Below are 13,112 nucleotides of genomic sequence, written 5' to 3'. Positions count from 1 at the left end.
AACGAATCAGAAGATAAAGAAGTGATTTAATTGTTTAAACCGCTAATCGATTCATATTCTGCGATATTAAAGCATTTCAAAGGACAAGAAATTAGCGCAACAATCAACGAAGAAGTAAACATCGAACGACTTAAAACGATGTACGAAGGCTATGAAGGTGACCGGATCATTGAAATTCGCTTTATTGATCCACGTCGCTTCACAGCCCAGCAAAGAAATTTCATCTATGCGCTCATAGGGGATATATTCATCGATACAGGCACGCCAACGGACTTCTGGAAGGAATTCTTCTACTTTCGTTTTGAAGGTGTCACAGGGCGAAAAATAAGCCTCAAGGACGAATCGGATACAACTGTAAGTGACGTAAACATCCTAGCAAATATCATCTTAGATTTCATCTTTGAACATCATATTCCTTTTAAAGAAGGGTATGAAATCTTACCAGCGAATCAAGAATACTACTTCTACAAGTGTATTACGAAAAGAGTCTGTTGTATTTGTGGAAGAACAGGAGCTGACATTGATCACTTCGATAAAGCGTTGGGTAGACGGAAACGTAAGAGAATTGATCATTCAGAATACACTTACGCAGGACTTTGCAGAATACACCACACAGAAAAACATCAACTAGGTGTGACTAATTTTAAAAATAAGTATCAAATCAAAGGGATTAAGTTAAATCAGGAAACGATCAAAAAGTTAAATATTGGAGGGTAAAAAGTGGATCACAGAGGATATTACGCTATCATACCTGCAAATGTTAGATATGACGATTCATTGATACCTAGTGCAAAACTTCTTTATGGAGAAATCACAGCTTTGTGTAATGAAAAAGGTTATTGCTGGGCTAGTAATGAATACTTTTCAAATCAGTATGGTGTTGGAAAATCGACAATTCAAAATTGGCTAAAATCTCTCGAAGAGAGAGGTTATATCTACAGAGAAGTAAAGTACAAAGAGGGTAGTAGAGAAATCGAGGCTAGGTATATCAGAATTCTAGGTGAGGGTCACCCAGAAATCTATCAAGATAATAATACATCTATTAATAATACATTTAATAATACAAAAGAATATATAAGAGAGTTACCGCCTTCGAAAAAATCGAAGGCTAAGCCTATCCGTCATAAATACGGAGAGTATAAAAATGTTCTCTTGTCAGATGATCAAATGGAGAAACTCAAAACAGAATTCCCTAATGATTATCAAGAACGGATTGAACGGTTATCCGAGTATTGTGAATCAGCTGGTAAAACTTATAAAAACTACCTGGCCACTATTCGAAGCTGGGCAAGGAAAGAAAAATGTGAGCCTAAGAAAATAAATAATGGCTACAAGCGCACAGGAAGACGAGAGACACTGCCTGAATGGGCAATCGATCAAGAAGCCTATCAAAAGAAAAAAGCGCTAGAACGATCAAATAAGCCCCGATGGGATGAAGCGTAAGGGGGAGAAGAGTTGGATATCAATTTTGACTACTTAGGATTAATCAAAGAAATCGCTAAGTATAAAAAAGACGAAGAGTACGACATTTTAGGGATTGTTCATAGTCAACTGGCAGCAGTCGATCTTGAACAAATAAAGAACGATCGCAGATGTTGGGCGAAATTACGTCACTACTACGCGTTTTATATCGATCGATCAAAACTAAGCCAATCAGCTTATATGAAATTACTTTTCTGGGAATGTATCAAAGGGCTAAAAGCACATTTAAATGAGCTGGAAGGGCAGTCTCATGGAAATTAACGAGTTAAAAGCACAAGTGGAAATGATGCGCAATGAAGCGTTGAGAATGAGTGTTGAGCATAAGGACAAGTGGCTCAACACTTTCCACGCAGGCAGAGAGAACGCACTGGATCAAATACTAAAAATAATCGAAGAGAGGGCGGACTGATGAGGAACTACACGACTATTTACGGCGAAAAGATCAGAGGGACGGTATATGTTGAAAGAACGAACGTACTCATTGTGAAGGATGAAAAAGGCGGAATGAATGTGGTCCGTAAAGCGAAAATCACAAAAGTAAATAAACGAGTAAACAACACTGGATTTGATGACAAGCAAGTAAGACAGAGAGGGCGAACCAGATGAATCTAACCAGACAAGAAAAATGTTTATACCGGAAAAAGATGATGCAGATACTAAGAGGGCGGCCGATTGATGAATTAACAGATGAAGAATTTAAAGAAGTGCAGACAATAAGAAAATTCATTGATTTTACTACGATGGACGATTCACATCCTTTAGAAAAAATGGATTTCGAGAACTTCACTTATGAAAAGTATAAAAAACTGATAGGAGAAGGCTATACGGTAAAAACAATTTGCAAAGCGCTTGGGGTAGGCAGTTCGGTCTGGGCTAAATGGCGTATTCAAAATATCCCAGAGAAAGAAAGAGAGCGAGAGAATAAAAGAGAAAAAGGTGTAATAGGAAAGAAAAGAAGAAAAATAATCGCAGTATATCACGATGGGCAAATAGTGGTTCAAGGTCTATGTGAAGATATTTGTTGGGATCTAGGTCTGAAGCCTAGCACAGTCTATACCTATGCCAACAGACAAGCGACAGACAGTAAGAAACGGACTTTTAAATATTTGGAGGGATAAGAATGAATGAATTGATCACGAAGGTTGAAGAATGGGCAAAAGAAAAAGGATTAGAAAAGGCTGATTCTAGTAAGCAAATGCTTAAAACGGTCGAAGAAGTCGGCGAGGTTGCAGCAGCATTAGCCAGAAAAGACGAAAGTGCATTAAGAGATGGAATCGGGGATGTAGTTGTTACTTTGATCAATCTGGCAATGCAAAATGACATGGATCTATACGAGTGCTTGAACCAAGCTTATGCGGAAATCAAAGGACGTACTGGACGAATGGTTGATGGTGTGTTTGTGAAGAGTGAAGATCTATGAAAACAAAAGAGAAGATTCTAAAAAATAAGATCATAGCTATCGAAACAGCATTAAAAATAAACGACTGGCAATTTATCAAAAAGTGGCATTCAAGCAGAGAATGGGCAGAAAAGGACTTGGCAGACTTAAAAGAGCGATTGAATTGTTTCCAAAATGGAAATAGTTCAAATGAGAAAAGAGGAATCTTATGAGAACGGAACTTGAAATTCAAAACGGAAATGTACAATCGTTGCTTGATTTGATTAAAGAAAATCCAGAATTGAGAATCGTACCAATGGTTGATTCGGAGATCGTAGCAGATGACGGATATTCTTCGTGGATGGGTTCATTTGGAAAATCTGAAATTGATCATGTATGGAATAACGGTGAAAGAATCTTCTTTAAGTCACTTGATGACGAAGAATTAATTGAAAAAGAAATAGAAGCTATCGATGATGAAACTCAAGTATTTCATGAAACTCATCCGTTATGGAAACCAATTGAAGAAAGAGCTGTTGAGCGGGTAGAAGGATATAGATGGGAAAAAGTGATTGTCGTGTGGATTGGGATGCCTTAGCTAGCTATCCATAAAAAACAATTAAGGAGGGCATGATGAAACGAATATCAATCAGTAAAGCGATCCGTCACTTAAAAGGCTATCTAGTAACTTGTGCCACAGAAGAAGAACGGATTGGCATAGATAAAGCAATTACTATATTTGAGAGTATGGAGGAAAGCGAATGATACCGAAATTTTGAGCGTGGGATAAACGTACAGGAACTATACAGGATATAGAATCGATATCTTTTTTAGAAAAAAAGTTGGTTATTAAGCAAAAATCTGTCACTTGGTTTAATTCTGACTATATTAGACGTTTTGATGAAATTGAACTCATGCAATCCACAGGACTGAAAGACAAGAATGGTGTGGAGATTTTTGAGGGGGATATTTTCCAAGAGGGTATGTAGTTTGCTGGAATGATAAAGATGCTTGCTTTAGTTTTAGATGCCCTAGAGAGGAATTTATACTACCTATTAGTATGCGTAGGAGTATGACTTTAGTCGGAAATATATACGAGAACCAGGAATTATTGATTGGATTCAGTGTCCCGAAAACAATCCAATCGAAACCCTCACCCGCATGAAAGACGGCTATGAGGTCGAGAAAGAGCCGTTGTACATGGTTCCATTCCTAAAAGATGAAGAAGGTAACAAAAAGATATTAGTCGAACGTAACAGACAATACGACATCATTTGGGGCTGCGAAAACGATGGCTGGTGTGAGTTATTTACTGAAGAACAGATCAAATCGGTGAATGAAGAGTATTGGAAGTTTGCGGAGCTTTATGAGGTTAGTGAGGATGAAAAGGAATGATCTACTCATATGTCTTTGTAATGCTTTTCGTTTTTAAGCGGGTAATTATTTTAAAGAAAAATAAAAAGCCAATCCAACGATTGGCTAAGATCATTTCTTCTTATCTATAAAGAAGAGAATCAACATATAGAAAATGATAGAACACACCAAACCTTTTAAATAAAAGTCATATTGGTGAACTGATTCTGCGTAGGAATACTCAATAATTCGTGAAATAAAGTAAAACGCAGGAGCAGAGCAAAAAAGTAAAAAAATATCGTATTTGTTCCATTTGGTAAAGAACCATAAAAAGATGAGAACACCGAAAAAAGGAATCCAAAACAATAGTTTGCTTAATAGTATCAAAATACCATCTCCTAGTTCTCCCATATATTTGATATGGTAGCACTTTAGAAAGCAAGGAAAATGAAAGTATAATAATAAAATCGATAGTTATTTGTAATAAAACAGGTAGATAGAATAAATACTGTAGATACTAAAACAGACAGCCGACCACTGGCTGCCCTTAACAGAATATTGAAATAGAGAGCCCTCTGCTTTCCGCCAGACAGCTCAACATGTATATGGGTAACGAGCGTAACCTCGCTACTTGAAAAGCTTAGCATAAGCATGGGTATAAAAAAAGCCGGATCGCTCCGACTGATCTAATAAATCCGACAAGTTTATTATATCACAAAAAGGAGCGGTTTGACTTAATGCAATTACTAAGAGATGTAGACTTTAGGCAGACAAGATGTAATGCGAGAGATGTGTTGAAAAACTTCCGACGGTTGGAACGGATGGCAGGTCGTTCATTAATAGACATTAAGTCGCCGATTATAACTGACATGCCTAGGTCGCCAAAACACGGCAACAAAACAGAAGATGCGCTTATTCAAATGATGGACATAGAAGCTGAAAGAGATGCGATTTTAGTAGCATTGATGAGCTTAAGTCTTATCAGTCGTCAAATACTCTATTATAGTTTTTGCGATGTTAATAAGCACACTAATTATGAAATAGGACAACTAATTCAGGGGTATGGAGAGAAAAACGTAGAAAAGCTAAAATCCAATGCATTGATCGAATTTGCCGAAGCATATAAAAAAGGTTCATTGATTAAGTATCGGTAAATTTTTGTAGGGTTTTTGTAGGGATATTGTAGGGTTTTTGGACGAAAAAGCGTGTTAATATGATATTGTCGATAGATTAGGAAACAGGACTTCGACAAAATAAAAATAATAGAAACATCGTTTGTTATTGTTCCACAATTAAGCTTGAATAGACAGCAATCGAAAAAACTACTCACATGTGTTTTCCTATGCGATCGCTGTCTATTCTAAAATTGTTAATAAACAGACAACAGCTACAAATAAATCAAATCAAAAATAGTTCGTTTTCTCCTTATGGGGTTGTTGTCTGTTCTTTAATTAGACTGACAGGTGAAAGATTTAAATCTATATTTAATATAAATGGTAAATCTATTAGTCCGTCCAATGTTTTAAAATTCCGTATAGTAGAATAATTCGGATATTCTAAATCTTCTATTCCAGAATTATCAACAATGTCTAGTAAAAACAATAAAAGCTGGTCTGGTCTTTTTGTAAAAGTCGAAGCACTTCTATTTTTGAAGTAGTCAAATAATTTAAACCGCACAACTTTGAGTGCATTTTCGCTATCAGAGGAAGGATCAAAAGTTATTTGTCTAAATCGTTCATAACTTAGCTCTTCGGAAAGTACTACATAATTGTAGTCTGTCCATAAAAGGGTTTCGCAGGTTGCAAATCCTTTATCAGTGTTCCAAACAATTTTAAATTTTCCGCTATCAGAATCTTGTGAAATTATCTCATTAAAAACACTAACTGCATACTCTAATGCAAAAATCTTTACTTGTTCCATATTTATCCACTACCTTTATTATAATTTCAACGCTCCCCTTCGTTGATAACTAAAGTATACACTAAGTAATCGTTTTCACAAGTTATTTTTTTGATTGCTGTGGCGGAATAGGTAGATAAAAAATATATTGATTAATACCTGAATTTTATTCAAAAACAAATTTAATTCAACTGTGTGTAGCTTCAACTGTATATGCTATCATACATTTATGAGGAGTGATCTAATGAGCATTTATGAAAAACATATGAATGGAACAGTGAGCGAGTTATTGGCAGAAGCTTTTTTTGTTTCAAAAGGATACATAGTTTCCAAGCCTATAAACGATTTTAATGAGTACGACTTGATAATTGATTGTGGAGATGGCTTAAAAAGGGTTCAAGTTAAAACTATTTATTGGGATAACGCAAAATTAAGAAATTTAGTTAGTTGCGTAACATCACATATCAGAGGTAATAATCAGAGATACAACAAAAAGTACAATAATAAATCGTTTGATATATTATGCGCTGTTCACAAAGACACGAATTCTTTTTATCTGATACCTTTTGAGGATATAGAAGGAAGAAGAAGTATTACATTCTATCCAGAAGGGAAACCTAACACTGTTAATTCTAGATACTCGGATTTCGAGTCTTATAAAGAAATTTTATAGATGTATAATTCAAGGTGCAAATCCTTACCAGCGATTTCACTGAACAATTTTATTTATTATCGGGGGCTTTGGTAGGTGATAGGTGGCACTTAGGTTCGATTCCTAACATTCTCGTCCAAGCACAACTGAGAAAACCGCCTGATTCAATTATTTTAGATCACTCGTTGAGTGGTCTTTTTGTTTTATATAAGGAGGTAAAGCTTATGTTAGCGTCAGTTGATTTGGTACTCAACGGAATCGTGTATTGTAAAAAAGGCATGGTAGTTCAGCTCAAAAATAAAACAGGTAAATACTCTACACTAAGTCGAACCTATCAAGATGGAGAGAAACAAAAAACAATTGAATTCAAAGTAAGCAATGAATTAATGCCGCTTTACTTTGAGTAAGCGTGCTTTTTATATTGAGGAGGAAAACATGCTTAAGAAAATCAAAGTAGGAGCAGTAACCTATGATGTCACAGAAAAGCCGTTTATCGATATAGACGGCAATCGGAATCACGCTGGGTGCTGTGACTATGATCATACAGAAATAGCCATATTAGCAGATCTAAGTTCCGAACGTAAGAAAGCTATCTTCTATCATGAATTAATGCATGCGATCTTTAACGAGGCAGGATTTGACGATCAGGATGAAGATATGGTCAATCGGTTGGGTATAGTGCTTCAACAGGTAATCGAGGAAAACTTTCAAAGATAGTAACAAAATTAAAATAAACTGAATTAGGAAGAAGGGATACATAATGAGAAATTTTTGGTATGTGTCACTATCAAATAGATATCCACGACCAAATGAAGATGATCCATTAAGGGTCGTCCAGTCAGTCCAGATAAAAAAGAACTATTCCATCGTTGAAATGACTAGAGAAGCTGCGCCGGAAGAAATTGATAAGTGCAAACTTGTTTATTGTGGTCATGGTTATTGGAAAGATGATTATATCCAACAAAATATAGGGAGGTATTTATCATGAAGAATTTTTATGAAGCGGTGTTAAAAACCAATGTAAGCAAAGAGCTATCAAAAGCTTATAAGAATGCATTGGAAATTGAGAATGGACGTAAGTGGGTAGAAAATCCAATGACTATAAATGGAGAAACTACCACTAACGTGAAACCAGTTTGGGGTGGCTGTTATGCGAATGTAGATATCACAGAAAGCAAGGAAGAAGGTAAAGCGGAATTGATCCTTACTTTAGTATCAAGGACTTTGCCGAATTTAAAAGAGGCTGTCAAAAGCTATGAGCGAGATGGATTCGAAGTTATTCAGACTAATTACTAATTTGCAAACCACATGAATTTGGAAATAGTCATTAAGAAAAAAGGCTTTTAGAAAGAAGGTGAGGTCATGGCAAAATACACTGAGTGGTTAACTGAAGAAGGATTATTGAAAATTGAAGGTTGGGCTCGTGATGGCCTTACCGATAAACAATTAGCACATAACATGAATATTGCTGAGTCAACGCTTCATGAGTGGAAAAAGAAATATTCGGTGTTATCGGAGTCCTTAAAAAGAGGGAAAGAAGTAGTTGATAGGCAAGTTGAGAATGCATTGCTTAAGCGAGCATTAGGATACGAATTCAAAGAAACTACCCATGAGCTGACCGAAGACGGCATGAGAGTGACAAAAGTTATCACTAAACAGCAAGCTCCAGACACTACAGCTCAAATATTCTGGTTGAAGAATCGTAAGCCTGAGGAATGGCGTGATAAAAAAGAAACCGAGGTATCTGGCAGTATGACGGTGAAAAATCCTTTTGCTAATCTGTCCGAAGAAGAATTGCGGAAGTTGGCGAGTCGGGATGGATAAAATTGCTTTAGGCGCCAAACTTGAGTTAGCAAAACGATATTTCTTTGATTATTGCCACTTGATTATGCCATCGTTTTATAAGCCAGACAGAGATTACCTTGTTTCTATATGTGGAGAGTTTCAGTCATTCCTTAATGACAATGAACACGATGTGCTTGTGCTTAATATGCCGCCTAGACACGGCAAGTCCTTAACACTTGGACGGTTTGTTGAATGGGTATTAGGGAATGATCACAGCAAGAAAATTATGACTGGATCATATAACGAGACACTATCGACCGTATTTTCCAAGAATGTGAGAAACACAATCCAAGAAGTAAAAGCCGATAAAGATATGATAGTCTACTCCGATATTTTTGATGCGAAGATAAAATATGGTGATGGAGCTATGAATCTTTGGAGTTTGGAAGATGGCTATAATAACTACCTGGCTACATCGCCAACTGGTACAGCTACTGGTTTTGGTGCAGATATAATTATCATTGATGACGTAATCAAGAACGCAGATGAAGCAAACAACGCTGCGGTTTTGGATAAGCACTGGGAATGGTTTGTAAACACTATGCTATCCCGTCTTGAGAGCAAAGGTAAAATCATTATTAACATGACTAGATGGCATAGCAATGATTTGGCAGGTAGAGCGTTAAAGGAATTGCCACTTAGCGGGTATAAGGTTAAGCATATTAACTTTCAAGCGTATGATGAAAAAAACGGTCGGATGCTTTGCGAAGATGTTCTTTCTTATGAGGATTACCTGCGTAAAGCTAAAACGATGGGTGCGGACATCGCTAGCGCCAACTACCAACAAGAGCCTATCGACATTAAAGGGAGATTGTACGGTGAGTTCAAGACTTATAGCAATAGATCCGCCTATAAGAAGATTTGGCATTATTGCGATACTGCCGATACTGGTAAGGACTACCTTTGTTCGATCGTTTGGGGAGAAACGCTAGATGGCTATCAGGACGTTTTAGACGTCATCTATACCCAACAGCCAATGGAATACACAGAGAGTGCAGTTGCAAATCAGTTGATTAACTTCAAAGTGAATACATCGCGTATCGAGCGCAACAACGGCGGTCGGTCTTTTGCTCGTTCTGTAAGAGAGAAAGTAAAAGGAAAATGTGCAACTGCTATTTCCGACTTCTTTCAAAGCACCAATAAAGAAGCGAGAATCTATTCCAATAGTCACTGGATTGAACAATATGTACGAATGCCTAGTGACTGGAGAACAAGATTTCCTGATTACTATAAGGCGATGACTACTTATCAGAAAGAAGGAAAGAACAAACATGATGATGCTCCAGATGCAACAACAGGCATCGCCGAAACAATGAACACGAACACAACAGAAAAAATAGATGTCATGAAGACAATCGACACATTTAGAAAACTAGGATTGTAGAGGTGATAAAGTGGAACAGAATATTCAGCTTTTAAGTGGCAAACGATTTGATGATGAAGCCAACCATGTGTATAAAGTGCCGGTTAATCAATTACCGAAAAGAGAGATGCTGAATCAGCGTACTGGCGAAGTCGAACAGGTAATCGACTTTGAACACGAAGACGTTTGGAAGATGATTGTTGAGTTCATCAAACACCATCGAGCCAAGCAAGTGCCAAGGTTGCAGGAACTGAAACGTTATATGTTAGGAGACAACAACATCAATTATCGTCCGAACAAACCAGAAGGTAGATCGGACAATCGTATAGCAAGTGGCTTTGCAGATTTTATCGTCTCATTTAAGTTAGGTGTGTTGCTAGGGAACCCATTGAAATACAGTGGGGATCAGGCGATTGCAGAAAAAATCAACACATTTGCTAGTCAATCGAATGAAGACTACCACAATCAGTTAGTGGGTCGAGATATGATTGGATTAGGTAGAGCGTATGAATGGATTGGACGTGATGAATACGGTAAGGAAACACTAGCTAAGTTTGACGCAGAACAAACATTCGTCATCTATGACAACACCAAAGATCGTAACTCATTATGCGGGGTTCATTACTATAAAGAAAAGTACCTAGATAAGTCGTGGACACGAGTTGAACTATATACAAACAGCGGATTCAATTATTATCTAATCGCAGAAAATGATGATTTAGAGCATGCCAAAATTGAAGATGGCGGAATTGCTGAGAGTTACTTTGATTCGGTTCAGGTTAATGAATGGATCAACAACGAAGAACGTTTGAGCGACTTTGAGCGTGTACTCGATTCCATAGATGCCTATGATCTTTCTCGCTCTGAGATGGCGAACTTCCAACAAGATTCATCAGAAGCTTACTTGGTTATTAAAGGAAACCCTGATACTGCAGACGATGAACAAGGTGACAACAGCAAGTTAGATATACTCCAAGCTATGATGCGAGCGAGAATGCTTGTTTTAGGTGATAAGAAAATATATGACGGCAATATAGCAGGCGCTGAACCGGATGCATATTATCTAAAGAAAGAGTATGACGTTGCAGGAATGGAAGCTAATGACAGTCGAACAGTTGCGGATATCTTACGATTCACATCTCTTATTGATTTTACAGACGAGAACATAGGGTCCAACCAGTCAGGCATCGGATTCCGATTCAAAGGCTGGGGATCAGACAACGATCGCAAGAATAAAGAGCGTATGGTCAAGAAAGCTATTATGCGCCGTCTACGATTGCTCACTCACTCTTGGAGCATCAAAGATGAATTGAATAAACCTCAAGGCTTGATTGATACAGTCAAAGCCTTTTTTGTTTCCGATGAACAGGAACAAGAGCAACTATACAATAAAGTAAACGAAATCCAAATTCAATTTACACCAAATGTCCCGCAATCAGATGAAGAAATCATGAAAGTTATTGCAGGGATGGTTGGCATCGTATCAGATCAAACGTTGTGCGAAATGGCTGAGCGCTTGACTGGTGTTCCGTTTGAAGAAGAACTGAAACGATTGAAGGAACAAGCTGGTTCTGGTGTATTTGATAGTGATAAAGAAACTGATACGGAGGTTGAAGAAGATGAATCTCAAAGAACAGCTGATAAATGAGTATCAAAAAAAAGATATTGAAAAGCTTAAAGAGGCAATCGCTGCAACGATGAAAATGGGAAAAACTGAGATGTATTATAGAGCAGATCAAATCAATGATAAAATTCGAAAAGAATTTCAAGAGGGTGGTTTTACTGTTGAAGACTATTCCGATGTACATTCAGAAAAAGCGGGATTAAAGCTGGTTAGATTTGCTTGGTAAGGAGTGAGTGATTAAGTGAAATCACAAGATTACTTCGTCAAGCGTGAAAAAGCTTGGCAAGAACAGCAGATTAAAGATGATAAGAAACGCATGAACGAGATTAAGAAGCATCTGCAATACGCACAGGATGCGATACAGAAAGAGATAGACGCGCAGTGGGACAGTTTTTCCAACGGGCAGAAAATCACTCGTAGCGAAGCAATGAAGCGTGCTAACGAAATGGATGTAAAAGCATTTGCTCGCAAGGCTAAGAAGTATGTTAAAGAAAAAGACTTCTCTCCGACAGCAAATAAGGAATTAAAGCTATACAATCTTACGATGCGTGTTAATCGATTGGAATTGCTAAAAGCGAATATCGGACTTGAACTGATTGCTATGTTCAACGATATGGATAAGTATTTCTCAGGAGAGCTTACTAGCGCTGGTTTGAAAGAGTTGCAACGTCAAGCAGGAATCTTAGAAATGACGATCGCTAAAAGCGGTTATGCCAAGCTAGTAGAGCAAGTAATCAATAGTTCGTTTCGAGCGGATGGCTTCGCAACGTTTAGCGAACGGCTTTGGATGTACCAAGCAGAGCTGAAAGCTGATTTGGATAAGTTGTTGGTACGTAGTGTGACTTTAGGACGTAATCCTAAACAGTTGGCACCTGAACTAAAGAGATTCCTTACTGAAAAAGGCAGAGAGAATACTCGTTTCAATACTGAGCGTTTGATGGTCACAGAAACGACTAGGGTTCAGATTGGTATCCAAGAGCGAAGCTATCGGGATGCTGATATTACGAAGTACACATTCATTTCTGAACCTACTGCTTGTAAAATATGTTTGCCACTGAACGGAAAAGTATTTGATGTTGATAAAATGGAACCTGGAACAAATGCTGCTCCGATGCATCCATTTTGTAGATGCAGTACAGCACCTTACGTTGATCGTATTGCTTTTGAGAAGATGTTAAAAGAAAGAGGGTTATAAAATGTCTGAACAACTGTTTGTATGCAATAAATGTGGCAATTACACACCGCTAGTACAAAAAAGTGACAGATTACCAGACAATGTAGAGCATCATTACGCTGAATGTCAATCATGTGGGTATCGGTCAACTTTCTTTTATACAAATCCTAAAATCAAAGCTTTGTTGAATAAACAAAAGAACACCCCATTTCTTACGAAGAAGAAAGAACGATTAACCAAGGAAATCAAAAAGCATATGGATGAATTAAGAAATAAAATTGAATCAGAATAAGTATGTGAAAATATTTAAAGCGAAGCCTTAGTCTATTGGGGAAAGGCTTC

24 protein-coding genes and 1 pseudogene are annotated in these 13,112 nt (G+C 37.3%); 24 read left to right on the top strand and 1 reads right to left on the bottom strand.

Going from position 1 to position 13,112, the window contains the following annotated elements; all coding sequences use genetic code 11:
* Window positions 1-30: 30 nt before the first annotated feature.
* From CUS89_RS07415 to CUS89_RS07360, 13 genes and pseudogenes are all read left to right on the top strand, one after another.
* On the top strand, window positions 31-717 hold the full coding sequence (locus CUS89_RS07415; RefSeq protein ID WP_104871644.1) for a putative HNHc nuclease: 687 nt from the start codon (window positions 31-33) through the stop codon (window positions 715-717).
* A 3-nt stretch (window positions 718-720) separates the two neighbouring features.
* Window positions 721-1,443 carry a helix-turn-helix domain-containing protein gene (locus CUS89_RS07410; RefSeq protein ID WP_104871643.1) on the top strand — a complete coding sequence of 241 codons (723 nt, stop codon included), beginning with the start codon at window positions 721-723 and terminating at the stop codon, window positions 1,441-1,443.
* Between the two features lie 12 nt (window positions 1,444-1,455).
* Entirely contained in the window at window positions 1,456-1,743 is a 288-nt protein-coding gene (locus CUS89_RS07405; protein WP_104871642.1) for a hypothetical protein, read from the top strand.
* Window positions 1,733-1,891, top strand: coding sequence for a hypothetical protein (locus CUS89_RS16080; protein WP_181055333.1), 159 nt, complete (start codon window positions 1,733-1,735; stop codon window positions 1,889-1,891). Before CUS89_RS07405 ends, CUS89_RS16080 begins: the two co-directional genes overlap by 11 nt.
* Complete coding sequence (locus tag CUS89_RS07400) at window positions 1,891-2,088, top strand: hypothetical protein (protein ID WP_104871641.1); 198 nt, start codon at window positions 1,891-1,893, stop codon at window positions 2,086-2,088. Before CUS89_RS16080 ends, CUS89_RS07400 begins: the two co-directional genes overlap by 1 nt.
* Window positions 2,085-2,600: a hypothetical protein gene (locus tag CUS89_RS16370; RefSeq protein ID WP_229078357.1), complete on the top strand. Its 516-nt coding sequence runs from the start codon at window positions 2,085-2,087 to the stop codon at window positions 2,598-2,600. The genes CUS89_RS07400 and CUS89_RS16370 overlap by 4 nt, the downstream gene beginning before the upstream one ends.
* A 2-nt stretch (window positions 2,601-2,602) precedes the next feature.
* Entirely contained in the window at window positions 2,603-2,902 is a 300-nt protein-coding gene (locus tag CUS89_RS07390; protein ID WP_104871640.1) for a MazG-like family protein, read from the top strand.
* Window positions 2,899-3,093: a hypothetical protein gene (locus tag CUS89_RS07385; RefSeq protein ID WP_104871639.1), complete on the top strand. Its 195-nt coding sequence runs from the start codon at window positions 2,899-2,901 to the stop codon at window positions 3,091-3,093. The genes CUS89_RS07390 and CUS89_RS07385 overlap by 4 nt, the downstream gene beginning before the upstream one ends.
* Complete coding sequence (locus tag CUS89_RS07380; RefSeq protein ID WP_104871638.1) at window positions 3,090-3,458, top strand: hypothetical protein; 369 nt, start codon at window positions 3,090-3,092, stop codon at window positions 3,456-3,458. The genes CUS89_RS07385 and CUS89_RS07380 overlap by 4 nt, the downstream gene beginning before the upstream one ends.
* A 35-nt stretch (window positions 3,459-3,493) precedes the next feature.
* Window positions 3,494-3,625: a hypothetical protein gene (locus CUS89_RS16365; RefSeq protein ID WP_258082401.1), complete on the top strand. Its 132-nt coding sequence runs from the start codon at window positions 3,494-3,496 to the stop codon at window positions 3,623-3,625.
* 56 nt (window positions 3,626-3,681) lie between these two features.
* Window positions 3,682-3,831 (top strand): annotated as a pseudogene (locus CUS89_RS07375) (YopX family protein); the annotation flags it as partial.
* Window positions 3,832-4,021: 190 nt separating this feature from the next.
* Entirely contained in the window at window positions 4,022-4,255 is a 234-nt protein-coding gene (locus tag CUS89_RS07370) for a DUF1642 domain-containing protein (RefSeq protein ID WP_229078359.1), read from the top strand.
* A 695-nt stretch (window positions 4,256-4,950) separates the two neighbouring features.
* Window positions 4,951-5,367: an ArpU family phage packaging/lysis transcriptional regulator gene (locus CUS89_RS07360; RefSeq protein ID WP_104871635.1), complete on the top strand. Its 417-nt coding sequence runs from the start codon at window positions 4,951-4,953 to the stop codon at window positions 5,365-5,367.
* A gap of 271 nt (window positions 5,368-5,638) precedes the next feature.
* Here the strand turns inward: CUS89_RS07360 and CUS89_RS07355 are convergent, their stop codons facing one another.
* The gene (locus tag CUS89_RS07355; protein WP_104871634.1) at window positions 5,639-6,133 is read right to left on the bottom strand and encodes a hypothetical protein; all 495 of its coding nucleotides are present in this window, start codon (window positions 6,131-6,133) and stop codon (window positions 5,639-5,641) included.
* A 223-nt stretch (window positions 6,134-6,356) separates the two neighbouring features.
* Between CUS89_RS07355 and CUS89_RS07350 the strand changes: the two genes are divergently transcribed.
* The 11 genes from CUS89_RS07350 (at window position 6,357) to CUS89_RS07300 (ending at window position 13,062) form a co-directional block, all read left to right on the top strand.
* Window positions 6,357-6,785 (top strand): group I intron-associated PD-(D/E)XK endonuclease, encoded by a 429-nt coding sequence (locus tag CUS89_RS07350; protein WP_181055332.1) that lies wholly within the window; start codon window positions 6,357-6,359, stop codon window positions 6,783-6,785.
* A gap of 203 nt (window positions 6,786-6,988) precedes the next feature.
* Window positions 6,989-7,171: a hypothetical protein gene (locus CUS89_RS07345; RefSeq protein ID WP_104871632.1), complete on the top strand. Its 183-nt coding sequence runs from the start codon at window positions 6,989-6,991 to the stop codon at window positions 7,169-7,171.
* Window positions 7,172-7,199: 28 nt separating this feature from the next.
* Entirely contained in the window at window positions 7,200-7,481 is a 282-nt protein-coding gene (locus tag CUS89_RS07340) for a hypothetical protein (RefSeq protein ID WP_104871631.1), read from the top strand.
* A gap of 43 nt (window positions 7,482-7,524) precedes the next feature.
* On the top strand, window positions 7,525-7,752 hold the full coding sequence (locus tag CUS89_RS07335) for a hypothetical protein (RefSeq protein WP_104871630.1): 228 nt from the start codon (window positions 7,525-7,527) through the stop codon (window positions 7,750-7,752).
* Window positions 7,749-8,060 (top strand): hypothetical protein, encoded by a 312-nt coding sequence (locus tag CUS89_RS07330; RefSeq protein ID WP_104871629.1) that lies wholly within the window; start codon window positions 7,749-7,751, stop codon window positions 8,058-8,060. Before CUS89_RS07335 ends, CUS89_RS07330 begins: the two co-directional genes overlap by 4 nt.
* Window positions 8,061-8,126: 66 nt before the next feature.
* Window positions 8,127-8,588: a transposase gene (locus CUS89_RS07325; RefSeq protein WP_104871628.1), complete on the top strand. Its 462-nt coding sequence runs from the start codon at window positions 8,127-8,129 to the stop codon at window positions 8,586-8,588.
* Window positions 8,581-9,993, top strand: a complete 1,413-nt coding sequence (gene terL / locus CUS89_RS07320) for a phage terminase large subunit (protein WP_104871627.1) — start codon at window positions 8,581-8,583, stop codon at window positions 9,991-9,993. Before CUS89_RS07325 ends, terL begins: the two co-directional genes overlap by 8 nt.
* 10 nt (window positions 9,994-10,003) lie before the next feature.
* Window positions 10,004-11,620 (top strand): phage portal protein, encoded by a 1,617-nt coding sequence (locus CUS89_RS07315; RefSeq protein WP_104871626.1) that lies wholly within the window; start codon window positions 10,004-10,006, stop codon window positions 11,618-11,620.
* Window positions 11,592-11,822, top strand: a complete 231-nt coding sequence (locus tag CUS89_RS07310; RefSeq protein ID WP_034687930.1) for a hypothetical protein — start codon at window positions 11,592-11,594, stop codon at window positions 11,820-11,822. Before CUS89_RS07315 ends, CUS89_RS07310 begins: the two co-directional genes overlap by 29 nt.
* Before the next feature lie 15 nt (window positions 11,823-11,837).
* On the top strand, window positions 11,838-12,791 hold the full coding sequence (locus tag CUS89_RS07305) for a minor capsid protein (protein WP_104871625.1): 954 nt from the start codon (window positions 11,838-11,840) through the stop codon (window positions 12,789-12,791).
* Window position 12,792: 1 nt separating this feature from the next.
* On the top strand, window positions 12,793-13,062 hold the full coding sequence (locus CUS89_RS07300) for a hypothetical protein (RefSeq protein WP_104871624.1): 270 nt from the start codon (window positions 12,793-12,795) through the stop codon (window positions 13,060-13,062).
* The last annotated feature ends 50 nt before the right edge of the window (window positions 13,063-13,112 follow it).

The sequence above is a fragment of the Enterococcus mundtii genome, from assembly GCF_002947535.1.
Taxonomy (GTDB): Bacteria; Bacillota; Bacilli; order Lactobacillales; family Enterococcaceae; genus Enterococcus_B; species Enterococcus_B mundtii_B.
Note: the sequence above shows the minus strand (reverse complement) of the source record. Positions and strands in the feature narration are given on the sequence as shown.